This is a genomic window from Blautia obeum ATCC 29174 (assembly GCF_025147765.1).
GTDB lineage: Bacteria > Bacillota > Clostridia > Lachnospirales > Lachnospiraceae > Blautia_A > Blautia_A obeum.
Window position 1 is genome coordinate 2,702,285 of record NZ_CP102265.1, and the last position, 15,396, is coordinate 2,717,680.

The 15,396-nt window shown below is 42.5% G+C and carries 15 protein-coding genes; 3 read left to right on the forward strand and 12 right to left on the reverse strand.

Annotation, left to right across the window (positions count from 1 at the left end; translation table 11 throughout):
* Nucleotides 1-4: 4 nt before the first annotated feature.
* The 3 genes from NQ503_RS13105 to NQ503_RS13115 all read right to left on the reverse strand — a co-directional run bounded on the left by NQ503_RS13105 (nt 5) and on the right by NQ503_RS13115 (nt 4,410).
* The gene (locus NQ503_RS13105) at nt 5-1,675 is read right to left on the reverse strand and encodes a glycoside hydrolase family 13 protein (protein ID WP_044925738.1); all 1,671 of its coding nucleotides are present in this window, start codon (nt 1,673-1,675) and stop codon (nt 5-7) included.
* 445 nt (nt 1,676-2,120) lie between these two features.
* The gene (locus NQ503_RS13110) at nt 2,121-3,128 is read right to left on the reverse strand and encodes a LacI family DNA-binding transcriptional regulator (protein ID WP_005425350.1); all 1,008 of its coding nucleotides are present in this window, start codon (nt 3,126-3,128) and stop codon (nt 2,121-2,123) included.
* 49 nt (nt 3,129-3,177) lie between these two features.
* Nucleotides 3,178-4,410 carry an MYG1 family protein gene (locus NQ503_RS13115; RefSeq protein WP_005425349.1) on the reverse strand — a complete coding sequence of 411 codons (1,233 nt, stop codon included), beginning with the start codon at nt 4,408-4,410 and terminating at the stop codon, nt 3,178-3,180.
* 361 nt (nt 4,411-4,771) lie between these two features.
* On the opposite strand from NQ503_RS13115, the gene NQ503_RS13120 reads away from it, so the two are divergent.
* A complete protein-coding gene (locus tag NQ503_RS13120; protein WP_005425348.1) occupies nt 4,772-5,218 on the forward strand; it encodes a DUF5684 domain-containing protein in 447 nt (148 codons plus the stop codon).
* A gap of 67 nt (nt 5,219-5,285) precedes the next feature.
* Here NQ503_RS13120 and rsmH read toward each other — a convergent pair whose 3' ends face one another.
* Complete coding sequence (gene rsmH, locus NQ503_RS13125) at nt 5,286-6,344, reverse strand: 16S rRNA (cytosine(1402)-N(4))-methyltransferase RsmH (RefSeq protein ID WP_005425347.1); 1,059 nt, start codon at nt 6,342-6,344, stop codon at nt 5,286-5,288.
* 1 nt (nt 6,345) lies between these two features.
* The gene (locus NQ503_RS13130) at nt 6,346-7,260 is read right to left on the reverse strand and encodes an alpha/beta hydrolase (protein ID WP_233435644.1); all 915 of its coding nucleotides are present in this window, start codon (nt 7,258-7,260) and stop codon (nt 6,346-6,348) included.
* A gap of 291 nt (nt 7,261-7,551) precedes the next feature.
* On the opposite strand from NQ503_RS13130, the gene NQ503_RS13135 reads away from it, so the two are divergent.
* Nucleotides 7,552-8,109, forward strand: a complete 558-nt coding sequence (locus tag NQ503_RS13135; protein ID WP_005425344.1) for an ECF transporter S component — start codon at nt 7,552-7,554, stop codon at nt 8,107-8,109.
* Nucleotides 8,110-8,135: 26 nt separating this feature from the next.
* Nucleotides 8,136-9,266 (forward strand): pyridoxal-phosphate-dependent aminotransferase family protein, encoded by a 1,131-nt coding sequence (locus tag NQ503_RS13140; protein ID WP_005425343.1) that lies wholly within the window; start codon nt 8,136-8,138, stop codon nt 9,264-9,266.
* A 145-nt stretch (nt 9,267-9,411) separates the two neighbouring features.
* Here NQ503_RS13140 and NQ503_RS13145 read toward each other — a convergent pair whose 3' ends face one another.
* From NQ503_RS13145 to NQ503_RS13175, 7 genes are all read right to left on the reverse strand, one after another.
* Nucleotides 9,412-10,035 carry a peptidase C39 gene (locus tag NQ503_RS13145; RefSeq protein ID WP_044925736.1) on the reverse strand — a complete coding sequence of 208 codons (624 nt, stop codon included), beginning with the start codon at nt 10,033-10,035 and terminating at the stop codon, nt 9,412-9,414.
* Between the two features lie 3 nt (nt 10,036-10,038).
* A complete protein-coding gene (locus NQ503_RS13150) occupies nt 10,039-10,602 on the reverse strand; it encodes an LOG family protein (protein WP_055056887.1) in 564 nt (187 codons plus the stop codon).
* A gap of 3 nt (nt 10,603-10,605) precedes the next feature.
* Nucleotides 10,606-10,887: a hypothetical protein gene (locus NQ503_RS13155; protein WP_005425328.1), complete on the reverse strand. Its 282-nt coding sequence runs from the start codon at nt 10,885-10,887 to the stop codon at nt 10,606-10,608.
* Nucleotides 10,888-10,902: 15 nt separating this feature from the next.
* On the reverse strand, nt 10,903-12,267 hold the full coding sequence (locus NQ503_RS13160) for an anti-sigma factor C-terminal domain-containing protein (protein ID WP_005425326.1): 1,365 nt from the start codon (nt 12,265-12,267) through the stop codon (nt 10,903-10,905).
* Nucleotides 12,268-12,355: 88 nt separating this feature from the next.
* A complete protein-coding gene (locus tag NQ503_RS13165) occupies nt 12,356-12,853 on the reverse strand; it encodes an RNA polymerase sigma factor (RefSeq protein WP_022387954.1) in 498 nt (165 codons plus the stop codon).
* A gap of 199 nt (nt 12,854-13,052) precedes the next feature.
* Nucleotides 13,053-13,652 (reverse strand): 50S ribosomal protein L25, encoded by a 600-nt coding sequence (locus tag NQ503_RS13170; RefSeq protein WP_005425313.1) that lies wholly within the window; start codon nt 13,650-13,652, stop codon nt 13,053-13,055.
* A gap of 273 nt (nt 13,653-13,925) precedes the next feature.
* Nucleotides 13,926-15,383, reverse strand: a complete 1,458-nt coding sequence (locus NQ503_RS13175; RefSeq protein WP_055065724.1) for a uracil-xanthine permease family protein — start codon at nt 15,381-15,383, stop codon at nt 13,926-13,928.
* Nucleotides 15,384-15,396 lie beyond the last annotated feature (13 nt).

The following is a 15,396-nucleotide window of genomic DNA, read 5'->3' on the forward strand; positions in this document are numbered from 1 at the left end:
CCTCTTATTTTTTATAAAGTACAAATGCTTCATATGGTTTCAAAACAATTTTACCTTCAAATACAGTTCTGTCAAGATTTGTGATCAGACATTCTGCTCCTTTGAATTCTTCCGGAATCTCCATCTCTGCATTTTTGTCACTGAAATTGCAGACTGTCAGAAGTTTTTCCTGATCCAGTTTTCTTGTGTAAGCAAAAATCTGCTCGTCGTCACGATAAAGCGGTTCAAACTCACCATAAACGATGATGTCTTTTTCTTTACGCAGGCTGATCAGTTTCTGATAGTAATGGAAAATAGAGTTCGGATCTTTGAGCTGCTGCGCCGCATTGATCTCTTTATAGTTCGGGTTCACTTTGATCCAGGACTCGCCATCTGTAAATCCGGCCTGTTCTGAATCATCCCACTGCATAGGGGTTCTCGCATTGTCACGGCTTCTCAGCATCAGACATTTCATCATGTATTCCGGAGTCATAAGTCCTGATTCCGTAAGTTCTGTAAAAAAATTGATACTCTCAATATCACGATAGTCTTCCAGTTTATCGAAGTAGACATTTGTCATACCAAGCTCTTCACCCTGATATACATACGGTGTTCCCTGCATCATATGAAGACAGGTTGCCAGCATTTTTGCGGAAGTCTCTCTGTATGCCGGATTGTCATTTCCAAATCGGCTGACACTTCTCGGCTGATCATGATTTCCAAGAAACAGGCTGTTCCATGCTTTGCCCTGAAGTTCTTCCTGCCATTTGATCATGATGCGCTTGAACTCTTTGAAATCATATTTCTCAGTTGTCCACTTTCCGTAATCACCGCTTCCATTATCCACATGCTCAAACTGAAATACCATATTCAGTTCTTTTCCGGCTTCTCCCGCATATTTCTGTGCCTCTTCGATGGTAACTCCTGAAGTTTCACCAACTGTCATGATATCATATCTGGAAAGGACTTCTCTGTTCATTTCCTGAAGAAATTCATGAATTCTTGGACCATGTACGCAATATGGTCCAAAATCACCATAGAGACTGTTATTCATTTTTCCATCCGGAAATGCCTGGTCTTTGGAAATCATACTGATAACATCCATACGGAAGCCATCGATTCCTTTTTCACACCAGAATGTCATCATATCATAAACTTCCTGACGTACTTTCTCGTTTTCCCAGTTGAGATCCGGCTGTTTCTTTGAGAACAGATGCAGGTAATACATCTGGGTCTGTGCATCATATTCCCATGCAGAACCGCCAAATACACCGCCCCAGTTGTTTGGTTCTTTTCCATTGACAGGATCTTTCCAGATATAATAATCACGGTACGGATTGTCTTTGGACTTGCGGCTCTCAATGAACCAGTTGTGTTCATCAGAAGTGTGGTTGACTACGAGATCCATCAGGATTCTGATATCTCTTTTGTGAGCTTCTGACAAAAGTTCTTCATAGTCCTCCATAGTTCCATATTCTTTATAAATTCTGCGGTAATCAGAAATATCATAACCATTATCATCCTGAGGAGATTCCAGCATCGGAGATATCCATAAAACATTTACACCAAGCTCTTTGAGATAATCAAGCTTCTGTATGATTCCTCTGATATCCCCTACGCCATCTCCGTTGCTGTCTTTAAAACTTTTAGGATATATCTGATATACCACACTTTCTTTCCACCATTTTTTCTCCATGTTATTAATCATCTCCTGTTTATTATTTTGTTAACGAAACCTGCGAATTACTCCGCAGATTTCATTTATTACTTGACTGCTCCTGCAACAACACCGTTCATGATCCATTTCTGGCAGAAAAGATATACAAGCAGTACAGGAATAAGCACCAACCAGTAACAAACTGACAATTTTTTATTATTCATCTTTTCTTTCCTCCATGATGTTTTTTAGAAGTATGAAAGCTGCGCAGGACCATTGATCTGGGAAATGTTACCTCGAACCCGTCTGTCCTCTTCCCTTTCGGTGACTATATCATAACCCCTGCATCCCAGTAAAATCAACAGGTTTCTCGTGAAACTTATAATCTATCCAAAGTTTCTCTCACTTTTTTATATATTTTGCACAAGTCCAGTTTCGTTTTTTCTGATTTTCTTCGCTATGCAACAAAAAAAGAAGGACTCCGTCATTCTCTGACAGAATCCCTCTTTACTAAATAAACCGGACTTTTTATATTTAATTCTTTCAGACTTTCTCCCTGAATCAGTTTCATCAGCCGTTTCAATGCCACATGCGCTTTTTGCCTGACATCCTGATGAACTGTTGTCAGTTTTGGACGAACCATACTCGCATACATACTGTCATCATAACCCGTAATGGATATCTGATCCGGAACTTTGATTCCCTCATCAAAAAAGAAATTCATTGCTTCAATTGCATCAAAATCAGAAGAAAAAGCCAGTGCTTTCGCTTCAAGGAAGCGTGGAAGAAGTTCTCTGTATTTCCTGAGACGCGAATTTTTTTCACCCGGAACAACGATATAACGGGAACGACTACAGAATTTTCCCTGCTTTTCCATCGCCTGTTTAAATCCCGTCCATCGATAATAGTCACTGTCCTGCTCTGTCTCCGCAACAAACAGGGCCTTCTCATAGCCACAGGAATAGAGATATTCTCCAATCTGATACCCTCCTGAGTAATCATCTACACCGACATTCTGGAAGGTATAGGCACCTTCGGGATAGGCATCTATCAGAATCATTTTTTTATTTAACTTACGAGAAAGTTTGCGATACTGTTCTTCCGTGTATCCAAGGATAATCAGACCCTCGACATTCCATTTTGAAGCAATGTCTACTACGTTCTGAATATTCTCACCGCCGATAAGCATAACATAGTATCCTTTTTCTTCCGTTTCCATCTGAATCGTTCCAACCAATTCACCTACAAACAGATCCTGAAGAGACTGCATACCATGTGCATAATGAAATCCAAGTACTACGCCTATGATTCTGGAACCATGACCGGAAAGCATCACTGACCCCATATGTGGGACATAATTTTGTTCTTTAAGGATTGCTGTGATTTTATCAATAGTTTCCTGCGAAACTCTTTTTGTATTTCCGTTTATCACATTTGATACGGTAGTGCGGCTGACACCAGCCATTTCAGCTATATCCTGAAGACGAATCATCTGTTAATAACCTCCTTTTGTGTGTTGCAGCGTTATGAAAGTTATTCGTTTATGAACCTGACGGGATTCGAATAAGGAGTTTCTGTCCGTCTTTTTCTGCCGGCACTAGCACCGGGATATGTTTTTTACGCAGTGCATGTACGATTGGATATGCCACGAAGAGATTTTCTCCGACAAAAACGGCCTCTGGCTTGTATTTCAGGATCTGTTTTACCTGTTCCTTGATTCTGGCTTTCCACTCCTGTTTTTCCATGCTTACTTCTGCATAGATGCCCTGAATTTCTACTTCCGGAAGAGGTTGGATATCTATGTGAATGATTTCTGCTGCCTGTAATTTTGGAATCTGGTGAAGGAGTTCATCATATTCGGTATCTCCGCCAAAGCTTACAATCACTGGTTTCTCGCGAAACTGTTCCATACTGATCTTACATGCCTGTACTGCATCCGCAAGTTCTCCGGTTGTCATAAGGAAGCCGCCTTTGTGGCAGAATCCTGCAGTCTTAAGTCCTGTAACCTCCTGCAGTTCTTCATTCTCGAGACCAAGCCATTCTGAAGGAAAACTGCATTTGTAATTCATGGAGTATTCTTTTTTCTGAGGCTGAATGCAGTAACCGCCTCTGTTAGACGGAAAGATCACAAATGCAACTGGCGTCTCAGAAAGGAATTTCTGACACGGTACAAACTCCGGCAGAATCAGAATCTTTGCATCCTCGCTGTGTTTTTCTCTGTCATGAAATGCCTGCATATGTCTTTCGTAGATTTCTTCTACTCGTTTGTCTGCACGCTCATTTCCTCTGTAACGGTCAAATTTGTTTTCCAGAATCATTCCGGCAACACTGACAGCCTGGAAAAAGGCTTCATCGTTGCTTCCTTCAGCATCCCAGGTTGGATTGAAATTTCCGATCAGTGAAGCAAGCTCGTTTTTTTCACCGGTGTTATCGTTATTATCCAGTGGCTGCACGAAAGCTTCATCAAATTTCTGTGCCAATTCTTCGCCAAGGATCTCTGATCCAAGCTCCTCCCAGAGAAGCCCAAATGCGGCATAGGCAATGCCGTTCTCACGAACTCTGCTGTCCTTCTGGTGATGATCGTATCTGCCTCGACCGATATCAAATACGATACCGTCAAAATCTTCAGGCACGCGATTGCCGCGTGTGATCGTGATCTCCGGATTTAAATATAGTAATAACGCAGCCGAAAACACATCATCTGCATGGAATTTACCGCTGTGGGTGAAAGCAGTTGCGTTCTGCTGGTGGATTTTATTTAGTAGATTGTTCATGTAGATACTCCTTAAATAATTTTACGCAGCCAATGCATTGGCATTGACCTGTTCTATTGTTTTTCTGATTCCCATCCATACTGAAAGATCTGTGAATACGTCAACGATACTTCCCTTCAGGATTTTCTACTGCTTTTTGATTTTTGCCATTCTTTATTTCAAGAACATCTCCCACAAACTGTCAATTTTATTCTTAAGTTCACCTGTAATTATCAAAATTCTTTCCCCCTAGGTTTCATATTGAACAGTATATCACGATAAGGTAAGCATGTCATGAATTTTTCTGTCCCACCTCCACCCATTTGACAGTCCACCCTGATTGTGCTTTAATGAGGGTACAAAAAATTAGGAGGCAATAACTATGGGACTTCTTATAATCAGTTCTATGATGGTCTTAGGCGGTATGTATCTGATCTTTGCTTTTGTATGGTGGATTTTGCAGATCATCGCAAACTGGAATATTTTTACCAAAGCCGGTGAGGCAGGGTGGAAAAGCCTTATTCCGATCTACGGTGATTATGTTTCCTACAAAATTGCTTGGCAGACATCCTATTTCTGGCTGAATTTTATCCTTGGAATATTACTTTCTTATGTATCAAATGCCAATCTTAATGAAAGCATGTTTCTCTCACTGATCGTTATTCTGCTTAAGATTGCGCTTACAGTGATCAATATCATGTATTGCGTAAAACTTGCAAGAGCATTCGGACGTGGTATTGGATTTGCGATCGGACTCATCTTATTACAGCCAATCTTCTTACTGATTCTTGGCTTTGGCTCTGACCAGTACTACGGTGCAGACAGATAATACAGACACATAGCTCTTATAATGAACGAAGGCATCTGAGATTTTCTCCCAGATGCCTTTTTCTTATTTAATATTCTGATTTGACTGCCCAGCGCATTTTGGTTGATCTGGCGCGTCCATTCTGGGCACATTCCTGGGCGGATGGGCGGATGACATCTTTGGCGTAATCAGAATAGATTCCTGCCTTATATCCGGCTTTCAGTGCTTTCTTGACCAGTTTGTCCTCTCCGGAGTGGAAAGTCAGGATTGCCACGCGTCCGCCTGGTTTGAGCGCATCCGGAAGCTTTTCCATAAATTCATAGAGAACTTCAAATTCTCGGTTCACGTCGATACGCAGTGCCTGGAAAACTCGCTGGCAGGTTTTGCGGACAGTATCTTTTTTTTCTTTTTCCGGAAGGAAATCCAGAGTTTCTTCTATGATCTCACGTAATTTCGTAGTAGTATCCACACGGTTTCCTTTGCGGATCTCATCTGTGATTGCCTTAGCAATTTCCTCGCAGTATGGCTCATCAGAGTTCTCATACAGCATTCCGGCAAGCTCATCGCGGCTAATCTTGTCCAGTCGCTCGGCTGCACTGATTCCTTTTTCCTGATTCAGGCGCAGATCCAGCGGTCCGTCTGCACGGAAGGAAAAACCGCGCTTCGGGTTATCGATCTGCATAGATGACACACCGAGGTCTGCCAAGATGAAATCAAAACCGCCGGCTTCCTTTGCGATTTCGTCAATTGTGCAGAAGTTCTGAAGTTTCACTGTCAGAATATCCTCTCCAAATCCCTGCTCTGCCAGACGCTTACGGGTCTTTGCAGACTCTTCCGGATCCACATCTGTTGCATACATGTGCCCCTCGCCGTGCAGACACTCCATCATCGCTTTGGTGTGACCGCCATATCCAAGTGTCGCATCAAACCCTGTCTCACCTGGCTGAATCTTGAGAAAATCAAGGATTTCATTTACCATGATAGAAATATGCATTCCAGCAGGCGTATTTCCTTTGCTGATAACATGCTCGATCGTGTCCTTATATTTCTCCGGATTAAGTTCCTTATATTTTTCTTCAAATTTGCGTGGATATTTTCCTTTGTATCGTACTCTTCGTTTGTGTGGTGTCTGTGTTTCCTGTTCCATTCTATTTCTCCCTTTTAATGAAGTTTTCTACTATATTTAATGCGGTCTCGCTCATAAAGCCGCCCCAGCCATGTCCGGCATTTTTCAGCTTGACAAATTCTACTTCTTTATCCATCTGTTTTAATGCCTCATATAAAATGCAGGACTGATTAAACGGAACCAGTGGATCCCTGCCACCGTGCATAATGAGAATCGGAGGTGTTTCTCGGTCAGGCTGCAAATGAACCACGGGATTGGTCGGATAAACATCTTCCGGGTGATCATGAAGTGATTTTCCCCCGATCAGAATGCCTGCCGGACTGGTACTGGAATCATGATCAATGACTGCGGGATGCTGTACTGCTGCCATAAGATCCGTTGGTCCAAACCAGTCGACAATGCAATCGACTTCTGTACTGACTTCAGGATATTCCTCCGGAAGATACTTTGTATCACCTGTAATTCCTGCGATCAAAGCACTGTGGGCTCCGCTTGAATCACCCCAGAGAGAAATCTTATCTGTATCAATATGATATCTCTGTCCATTTAAACGCAAGAAACGAATTGCTGTTTTGACGTCTATTACCTGTGCCGGAAATGGAGCCAGCTCGCTTTCTCTGTGCTCTACGATGGCGATCGCATATCCTCTTTCGCACATCCTCGCCAGTGTGGGAAGGCTCTGAAAAAGCTTCTGTTTGTGCCACGAAGAACCCTGCACATATACGATCAATGGCCATTTCAGATCCTGTCCAAATACTGTTGGTGTCATGATCTGAAGGTGTAATTTCTTTCCACTGTGTTCTGCATACTCTACATCCGGATATAGCTCTGTACAGTATCCAAAGGTGTCTTCTGCTTCTATTTCTCTGACACCTTCCGGAAGCTCTTCACTCTCCGGAAAATTCAGTTTTTCCATAGGGGACAGTATTTTTTTCACTTTTTTCCTCCCGTATGTCCATTCTCATTTATAAGTTATTTCATATTTCTGATTTTAGATTATCATACCATGTCATCCTGTTCATCACAACTATAAATCTACATGCCATCAATATTCAAACTGTCCCCTTATTTTTTCTATAAACTGCCTCTTTATTCATGTACAGTTCTGTTGTAAAGTATACCCAATCAAAAACATATATAAAAGGAAGGTTAAACAGGTTTTCGTTACTGCAAAATATACTGTAACAGATCAAATACTCTTTACCTTCCGGGAAAGGAACTTTTCATCATGGCAAACGCAAATGTACAGACAGCAGCAAACGATCAGGAGGTTTCTTCTGTTCAGTTTCTCACCGTAACAGCAATCTTCGTTGCACTGACTTATATCTTTACTGCATTCATCAACGTCCGTCTTCCAATCGCAGCAAATGGAGGACTCATTCACCTCGGCAACGTTCCTCTGTTCATCGGTGCGATCATCTTTGGCAAAAAGACCGGCGCAGTTGCAGGCGGTGTTGGAATGGGACTCTTTGATCTGCTTTCCGGATGGACTTTATGGGCTCCATTTACTTTTGTAATCGTTGGACTGATGGGCTTCACAGTAGGAAAACTTACTGAGAATGAAAAACACCAGAACTTCAAATGGTATGTGATTGCAATCGCAGCAGCATGTGTGATCAAAGTTGTCGGCTACTACATTGCTGAGGTCGTTATTTATGGAAATCCGCTTGCACCGGTTGCTTCTATTCCTGGAAACCTGGTACAGATCGGTGTTGCAGCAGTGATCACTCTTGTTGTTATCGCACCACTGAATGTTGCAGCAAAAAGAACTGGATTAAAAAAATAAGAATTATTTAAGAAGGGATTGATCTTATGTATAAAATTATGACACCGGGACCGACACAGGTTGCTGAAAACGTGCGTCTCGCCCGCAGCAGAGAATGCACCAATCCTGATCTCGATGCAAGCTTCGTAGAATTTTACAAAGAAACCTGTGAAGAGATCAGCCGTCTTCTCCATACTGACAACGAAACTCTTATTCTTGGCGGAGAAGGAATCCTCGGTCTGGAGGCTGCCTGCGCTTCTATGACAGAACCTGGTGACCGTGTCCTCGTACTGGATAACGGTATCTATGGCAAAGGATTCGCGGATTTCGTTTCCATGTACGGTGGTATCCCGGAACTCTATTCCAGAGATTACCGTGAAACTCTCGATGTACAGGAACTCGAGGAATTTCTCAAAGAACATCACAATTACAAATACGCAACCGTTGTCCATGGCGACACTCCAAGCGGTATGCTGAATGATATTTCCGCAATCTGTCCACTTCTCAAGAAATACGGCATCATGACGGTTGTCGATTCCGTATCTGCTTCTTTCGGTGAACCAATGCGTATCTCCGACTGGCAGATTGACATTATGTGCGGTGGCTCCCAGAAAGTTGTCTCCGCACCTCCAGGACTGACTTTTGTAGTCATCAGTGATGATGCCAAAAAAGCTATGGCAGAACGTAAGACACCGATTGCATCCTTCTATGCAAACCTGACTACTTTTGCACATTATTATGAAGAAAAATGGTTCCCATACACCATGCCGATCAGCGATATCTACGGACTTCGTGCAGCGATCGACAATATCGCCGCAGACCCGGGTATCCTTGCACGACATGAAAAAATCGCCGAGGCTTCTCGCAAGGCAATCACAGGTGCAGGACTGAACCTCTACCTTAAGAGTGGATTCTCCAATACGGTCACGGTATTCGAAGTACCGGAAGAAACCACCGCAGCTGCCATCCTCGATGGTGTCAAAAAGGACTACAACATCATGCTTGCCGGTTCTTTTGATGTTCTTGCAGGCAAAGTCATCCGCATTGGTCATATGGGAAACAATGCTGATTTCTACAATGTCCGTGAAGTCTTTGCTGCTCTGGACGGAACACTCGCTAAGCTTGGCGTTCCGCTGAAAGCAAGCATGGAAAAAATCTTCTGTGACAGCATGAAATGAGGAATATTATTATGAACATCCCGGCAAACATCATTCAGGGTGTCGGCGAACTTCATCCATAGTTCTTAAATACGCCCAAAAAAGGATTTCAGTTCCATGGTTTGATATAAAATCTCCATGGATTCTGAAATCCTTTTTTCTATAATCAGATAAAGTACTCGATAACTTCCTCCGGCACGGTCCTGGTCTTTTCATTGAAGATCAGAACTGCTTCTCTCTCTTCCAGCGGACCGAGAGCGTATATTGTTTCTTTATTTTCCTGATTAAAGTATTTAAAAGGCACGATACGGTTATATTCCCTGGGATGTTTATCATCCATCAGAATATCTTTCTGTTCAAATGGTTTATCCCAGTAATAAGGATCAAAGAGAAGAATATTTTCATTCTGTATACCTGTCATCAAAACATAATGCTCTTCCTCCAGATACAGACGAACAACTGCCACGCCACCATGGTTCAATGCATGATTAATGCGGCTTTCTTCACTTATGTACACGCTTCGCCCTGACAGATACTCACTGCTCACGGACATGATTCCCAGCTCGCCGTATTCATTCAGCCAGTTGCTTAAAAACATCATTGCAGCTCTGGACGTCCCACGTTTCCCTGGGATGCCCTCTTTGCTGTGGCAGTCCAGACAGTAGAGCATCATATTTCGGACTGCCTCCGGTGGGATTTCTTCCCGTTCAAATAAATAGGCGATTGCATTCATCATAGATGTCGGTCCGCAGTCGTATTCGGATAACTGGTAATGTAATGGATTTTTCATCTTTTATTCCTTCGTTTGTGTCCATTGTCTTCGATAGTTTTCTATGTATGTAAGGATCTGCTCCGGACCATCCATAAACGCACAGAGTTCCATGTTGGCAACATCCATAAATTTCTCGTCCGCGGTATGTTGAAGCAGAGCTTTCATTCTATCGTAATAGCCGTTGATATTATAAAGAACGATCGGGCGATCCAGCCTGTGCAGACTTTTGAGTGTCAGAATCTCAAAAAATTCCTCGTAAGTTCCAATTCCGCCAGGAGTCACGATTGTTGCATCGGAACGTTCCTCAAGGAGTTTTTTTCGCTCGCGCATAGTTTCTGTAAAAATAAATTCACTGCAATTCTCATATAAAACTCCCGGCTTGTCAAAGAAACGCGGAGCAATGCCGAGGATATACCCATCTTCAGAATCGACGCCTCTCGCTGCTGCTCCCATCATTCCGGTCGCCCCGCCACCAAATACAAGGCCATGTCCACGTTTTGCCATCATCCTGCCAAGTTCTTCTGTTTTATCATAATAGATCTGCTCCAGCTCTGCACTGGAAGCTCCATAGATGCATATGTTCATAATTTACTCCAATCCCGCAAAAAACAGCTCGTAAAAATCATCCTCACCCTCCAGCATCGGGGAGTTTTCCCCTCCACCATTGGTACTTCTGCGCATAGTAGCGTAAAATTCTTCTCCAGCTGTGATAAGATCCATATCGTAAATCTCATAGCCCAGTTCACGGCATTTCCGGCAGAATGCGCTGAGAGGCTGTGCATTCTTTCGTGTCTCCAGAAGCTCTGCCCGAAGTTTTTCGTCACGGCGTGCTTTACTTTTCAGTTCGTCTAACATTTCTGTAATTTCCATGGTCTCACTTCTTTCTCAATTCTGTGGTGTTGTCTGAATATAAGATACCACATCTTCTTTATATAATTCAAGAAGAGCCGTCTTCTTTGCACTGATTGCAAAACCATGAATCTTCAGGCCATTTTTCTGCACAAAATTAATCATATCCTGATATCTGTTCGGAGAATCTGTCGTCTGTCCCATCATGGAAAGGATATCATCATGATCCTGAATGTAAGAAAGCATACTGGTAAAATGAGTCTGCATGGTTTCTTCGTCATTTGCCTCTGCCACATGGCTAAGATCCGAATTGTCCAGAAGCGACAGATATGGATATTTTTCTCTGTCCCAGCTTACGCTCATTCCGGATGGCAGCGGACAGAAACCAATATTTGGTTCTACACAATAACCATCCTCATCTTCTGTATGAACCGCACACCAGAGGGCTCCCCATTCCAGTTCTTTCTGGTTGGAAAGATTCTGAAACCACTCAATAAAATCTTTGTAGTCCATGATATCATTGATGGAAACATACGCGAGGTACCAGTCATTGTCATTGTAATCTGCGATTGTTTCTTTGGAATCCTGAATACTTGCTTCCTTACGTGCCTCTGTATCCATTTTAGTTTCTTTTCCATTTTCGTCTACTTCCCACGCCGCCCATGCATCCTCGTCTCCCGGAAGGTAGAACTGCATGATCGGGCGACTCAATACATTATTATCATAAAGAGTGAGTTTTCCTCTCACCAGGCGGCCACTGACAGAAGTAAATTTTCCCGTCCAGCTGGAGGTCTGTGGAATGACGATATCGTATTCACCGTAGCCCCTTGATACTGCACTGACCTGATCACGGTGATTACCTGGCAGAAACAACTCAGAATAGACAGACAGATCCAGGTTCATTCTAGTCGTGGTCATTTCTTCATACTGACCAGCTGCTTCGTTTGGATTATAATAAAACTCAGACACTGCTTTTGGTAAGATAAATACCGCACTCAGGACGACTGCAAGGACAACCACCCCCACTGCCAGTCCCATTTTGATAAAAGCTCTGCGGATAAAACGCTGGATTTCTTTTATGAATTGCCTGTTGAACTCATCCTCCTGCTGATTTCTGGAGTCTCCGGCAAACTTACTTTTTTCTATTATCCGATTTTCTGATTGTTTTTCTACGTTGTCCTCTGTCTTACTGTTTTGTCGTTCTGTCCACTGTTTTTTGTCATTCAAATCATCGAAATAGTCCTGCCCACTCTCCAGATCAGAGAAATCTGGTATTGCTCCTTCTTCATAAAGAAATTCACTGATTGCATCCTGCTTTTCGATTTCCGCTTCTATCTGTTTCTTTGTGCTGTCTTCCAGTTTCCCCTGCTTATATAATTTCAGTAATTCACGATATGTCATTTGACCTCCTCCTCTCCGTCAACTCTGTTTTATCAGATTCTACAAACATACCTCGTACTGTCTTTACGTTTTTCACTTATCTGGCTATTCACTTTTTTAACTCTTCCAAATCTTTCTTTAATTCTTTCTTTGCCCTATATGCCAGTACACGCACATTCTCCGGCGTGATATGTAGCACTGCCGCGATTTCTTTCTGAGACATCCCACCGAAATACTGCATCTGAATCACTTCTCGTTTCTTTACCTCCAATCTGCGGATTGCCTGATAAAGTATTCGTCTGTTTTCTTCCTCAAGGATTTTTTCAAGTAGATCCTCGTCTCTGTTTTTCTCAGGGAAACACTCCTGCTCCTCCATTAAAATCTCCTGGGATTTCTTTTTTTGCTGATTGTAAAACAGGTTTCTCGCAACCATATAAAGCCATGCCCGCATGTTCGTATGCCCGTCCGGCAGTGCCAGCAGTGCTTTGAGAAATGTCTCATGCAGCAGGTCTTCTGCCAGATGCCTGTCGCCACAAAAAGAATACAGATACAGGTAAAGTTCTTTCTGATAAAGGCTGTAAAGTTTTAATAAAATTTCATTATCCACATCCGTATTCCCCCTTTCCTGCTTTCTGCACCGGATACTGTCTGCCTGCCCACTTTTTCCACCGGCTTTTTTCTCTCTTTCAACAATATAACATCTGAACACGGAAAATGTTACAAAAAAATTCCTCCTGTGAACCAACTCTACAGGAGGAATCTTTTATCTTATTTTATTGTATAGGTATGAGTTCTGATTCAGCAGATTATTTAGTTTCTTCTGTTTCTGCTTCTTCAGGTGTTACGGTTTCCGGTACAGCTCCGTTATGAACTGCTACAACTGTCAGTACAACAGCTTCCGGATCATCCTTGATATCAACATCTTTGTCTTTTGCAAGGCTCAAATCTTTGACACGGATAGTATCGCCGACTTTCAGTCCGGCAACATCTACTTCTACTTTGTCAACCAGTGCTGACGGATAAGCTCTGTAATTTATTTCTTCCATGTTCTCCTGGAGAACACCATCTGCTACTTTGTCATGGTTTACGATTACAATCTCAGCAACAGAATGTACTTTTTCATTGCTTACCAGTGCCTGGAAATCAATCTCATCAACTCTGCCTGCCAGTGGGTTGAAATCAACCTCTTTGATCAGTGCATCATATGTCTGACCATCTACTTCCAGCATAACCTGACTTCCCTTATGGTCGGTCTTTAACAATTTGTCAACCTCTGACTTAGACATTTTTACCGGAATAGAACCTTCGATCTCACGACCAAATACATTGCCTGTAACGTATCCTTCTCTTCTCAGTCTTTTTGCCTTAACGTCCATGCTTCTTTTTTCAGCTTTTAAAGTATTCATTTGTCTTTTCCTCCAAAAATCTGATGCTTAGCAGCCTTCAACTTTGTTTTGTGAAAGGAGGTTTTGTTAAGTTCGTTTTCTTTTTACGGTTAGAAGTATAGCACCGAGTACCAAAACAGATTAACCAAATATCAAATTTTTTCATTTAGATTTTTGTTGATATTTTAAAATTGTATACATAATATAAAATTCTCTGACTTTTTTCATAATTACATAAAAAGTTTTCATGGTGCAATAAAATAACTTGGAAATTTCGCGGCAGAAATAAACTTTTTATTTACTTTCCATTTCTTTCTTCTCCGCCAGTATCTCCTCTGCCATCTCCACTTCTGTCTTTTCATCCTTCGGAAGAATGATATTCAGAATGATCGCAAACAATGCTGCCGGCACGATACCTGAACCGCCGAAGATCAGATTGATACTCTCCGGAAGCTGTGCAAGTACTGCAGAGTTGGAACCAAGTCCGTATCCCACACCAAGTGCCACAGAAACGATTGTTACATTTCTTGGAGACAATGGCCATTTTGTAATAAGCTGAATACCACTGATTACGATAGATGAGAACATCATAACTGCTGCTCCACCCAGAACACTCTGTGGCATGATGGAAATCAGTGCCGCAAGTTTCGGGAATAAGCCACATGCGATCAGGAAAATTCCACCAATACCAATCGAATAACGGTTTACGACTTTATTCATGGCAACCAGACCTACATTCTGGCTGAAAGAAGTATTCGGAAGAACGCCAAATACTGCTGCAAGTGAAGAACCAAGTCCGTCACACATAACGCCACCGGAAAGTTCCTTATCAGTAGCTTCTCTTCCAAGTCCACCTTCTGTGATACCGGAAATATCACCAACCGTCTCTACTGCTGTAACCACAAACATAATGCAGATCGGCACGATCGCTTTCGCATCAAATACCCATTTGACCGGCATGATCTTTGGAATTGCAAACCAGGATGCATCTGCCACTTTGCTCCAGTTGATAACCCATGATTTTGTCGCTTCGATCGTAGCGCCGGTCTCATCTACATAGGTAAATGTTGTTGGAAGGACCATCGCCATAACAGATACGAGAACATATCCAACAATGATACCAAGCAGAATGGAAGAAAAACTGGTAAATCCTTTAGTTCCATGTTTCAGTGCAATAATTACAACCAAAACTACCGTACCTACAAAAAGGTTCTCCAGTGAACCATAATCTGGTGCGGTATTTCCGCCACCAAAAGAACCGATACCAACAGAAATCAGTGAAAGACCGATTGACAATACAACTGTACCGGTTACTACTGCCGGGAAAAATTTACGCAATGGCTTCAGGAATCCGCCAAGCACTGTTTCAAACAGGCCGCCAATAAAAGAAGCTGCCAGAATTGCTCCATAACCAGCCACACCACTTCCCATGGTTACTGCCACGCTTCTACAGACTCCGATAAATCCGGAACTGGTTCCCATAACAATCGGTAATTTACCTCCAACCGGTCCGATCGTATAAATCTGGATCAGTGTTACAATTCCCGCAATCAGCATAGCATTCTGAAGAAGTGCTACCTGAAGTTCGCTTCCTGACTCAATGCCACAAACTCCTGTAATGATCAGAAGCGGTGTCAGGTTTCCGACAAACATTGCCAGAACATGCTGCAGGCCAAGCGGAATTGCCAGCTTCAATGGCGGTTTTCCATCAAGATCATATGGCGTTGCAGTGTTTTTTTCTTTTGTTTCCATACTCTTTCCTCTC

What these genes read in the sequence shown, in the direction of transcription:
- rsmH (WP_005425347.1), bottom strand. Translation starts at nt 6,344, where the DNA reads ATGGAACAGGAAACACAGACACCACACAAACGAAGAGTACGATACAAA.
- NQ503_RS13105 (WP_044925738.1), bottom strand. Translation starts at nt 1,675, where the DNA reads ATGGAGAAAAAATGGTGGAAAGAAAGTGTGGTATATCAGATATATCCT.
- NQ503_RS13140 (WP_005425343.1), top strand. Translation starts at nt 8,136, where the DNA reads ATGTATAAAATTATGACACCGGGACCGACACAGGTTGCTGAAAACGTG.
- NQ503_RS13155 (WP_005425328.1), bottom strand. Translation starts at nt 10,887, where the DNA reads ATGGAAATTACAGAAATGTTAGACGAACTGAAAAGTAAAGCACGCCGT.
- NQ503_RS13115 (WP_005425349.1), bottom strand. Translation starts at nt 4,410, where the DNA reads ATGAACAATCTACTAAATAAAATCCACCAGCAGAACGCAACTGCTTTC.
- NQ503_RS13160 (WP_005425326.1), bottom strand. Translation starts at nt 12,267, where the DNA reads ATGACATATCGTGAATTACTGAAATTATATAAGCAGGGGAAACTGGAA.
- NQ503_RS13135 (WP_005425344.1), top strand. Translation starts at nt 7,552, where the DNA reads ATGGCAAACGCAAATGTACAGACAGCAGCAAACGATCAGGAGGTTTCT.
- NQ503_RS13170 (WP_005425313.1), bottom strand. Translation starts at nt 13,652, where the DNA reads ATGAATACTTTAAAAGCTGAAAAAAGAAGCATGGACGTTAAGGCAAAA.
- NQ503_RS13175 (WP_055065724.1), bottom strand. Translation starts at nt 15,383, where the DNA reads ATGGAAACAAAAGAAAAAAACACTGCAACGCCATATGATCTTGATGGA.
- NQ503_RS13120 (WP_005425348.1), top strand. Translation starts at nt 4,772, where the DNA reads ATGGGACTTCTTATAATCAGTTCTATGATGGTCTTAGGCGGTATGTAT.
- NQ503_RS13145 (WP_044925736.1), bottom strand. Translation starts at nt 10,035, where the DNA reads ATGAAAAATCCATTACATTACCAGTTATCCGAATACGACTGCGGACCG.
- NQ503_RS13110 (WP_005425350.1), bottom strand. Translation starts at nt 3,128, where the DNA reads ATGATTCGTCTTCAGGATATAGCTGAAATGGCTGGTGTCAGCCGCACT.
- NQ503_RS13150 (WP_055056887.1), bottom strand. Translation starts at nt 10,602, where the DNA reads ATGAACATATGCATCTATGGAGCTTCCAGTGCAGAGCTGGAGCAGATC.